At 62.4% G+C, this 1,390-nt stretch carries 1 protein-coding gene; it reads right to left on the minus strand.

Features of this window, described 5'->3' with window-relative positions:
• Nucleotides 1-37 precede the first annotated feature (37 nt).
• Nucleotides 38-1,321 carry an IS256 family transposase gene (locus E4J89_RS19285; protein ID WP_136787826.1) on the minus strand — a complete coding sequence of 428 codons (1,284 nt, stop codon included), beginning with the start codon at nucleotides 1,319-1,321 and terminating at the stop codon, nucleotides 38-40.
• Nucleotides 1,322-1,390 lie beyond the last annotated feature (69 nt).

A 1,390-nucleotide genomic window follows, 5' to 3' on the forward strand; every position in this document is an offset into this window, starting at 1 on the left:
GGGACTATCCCTTTAACGGTGTATCCGGCGGTTTCCATTAGTAGTTTTCAGCGGTCGGGAACCGGTCGCTGAAGGTGATGGCGAATGCGTTGAGAGCGGGCTTCCAGCGCGTTACCCATCGCACGCCGCCGGTACCGGTCGGATCCAGCGATCGGGTGACCAGATACAGGCACTTTAGCGCGGCCTGTTCGGTCGGGAAATGACCGCGCGCTTTCACCGCTCTCCGGTATCGGGCGTTGAGGGACTCAATCGCGTTGGTCGAGCAGATTACCTGCCGGATTTCCGCGTCGTAGTCCAGGAACGGTATGAACTCCTCCCATGCGTTCTCCCACAGCCGGACGATCGCGCCGTAGCGCTGCCCCCACTGGTCCGCAAACTCGTCAAACGCCGACCTCGCCGCGGCCGCGTTCACCGCGGTGTAGACCGGCTTGATGGCCCGTTTGATGGCATCCCAATCCTTCTTTGAAGCCAGACGGAAGGTATTGCGGATCAGGTGGATGATGCAGGTCTGCACGATGGCCATCGGCCAGACATTGCCGACGACTTCGGGCAGGCCCTTGAGCCCGTCACAAACCAGGAAGAACGTGTCCCTGACCCCGCGGTTGCGGATGTCGGTGAGCACGCTCATCCAGAACTTCGCTCCCTCGCCGCCGCTGCCGGCCCAGAGGCCCAGGATTTCCTTCTCCCCGGCCAGGGTGACACCGATCGCGGCGTAGATCGGCCGGTTGGCGACCTGTCCGTCGCGGATCTTGACCACGATCGCGTCGATGAACACTGCGGCGTAGACCTCATCGAGCGGACGGTTCTGCCATTCGGCCATCTCCTCAAGCACCTTGTCGGTGATTCTGGAGATCGTCTCCTTCGAGACCGAGGCGCCGTAGATCTGCGCGAAATGCGCGCTGATCTCTCCGGTTGTCAGGCCCTTGGCGTAGAGCGAGAGCACCACCTCGTCGACCCCGTTCAGCCGACGCTGGCGCTTCCGCACGATGACCGGCTCGAACGAGCCATCGCGGTCGCGCGGAACCTCGATCTCCACGGCACCGGTCGTCTCGGTCAGCACCGTCTTGGACCTTGTCCCGTTGCGGGAATTGCCGGTTTCCTTGGCCACAGCATCATGTTTTTCGTAGCCAAGGTGTTCCGTCATCTCCTCGTCGAGTGCGGTCTCTATGACTGTCTTGGTCAGTTGTTTCAGCAGACCGTCAGGACCGGTCAATGCCAGACCCTGCTCCCTGGCCATCCGCACGAGCTCGCGGGCGGCCTCTGCCTCGGACAGATTCCTCAGATTCTCGCTGTTCGGCACAGCCTCAAGTGTCGCGGCCACGTCCGGCTCCTCCCCGCCAGGCCACTGCCCGGCGTGTCGAGCCGAATACACCGTTATTTACACAGTCCC

This window comes from Arthrobacter sp. CAU 1506 (genome assembly GCF_005047635.1).
In the GTDB taxonomy this organism is placed as follows: domain Bacteria; phylum Actinomycetota; class Actinomycetes; order Actinomycetales; family Micrococcaceae; genus Crystallibacter.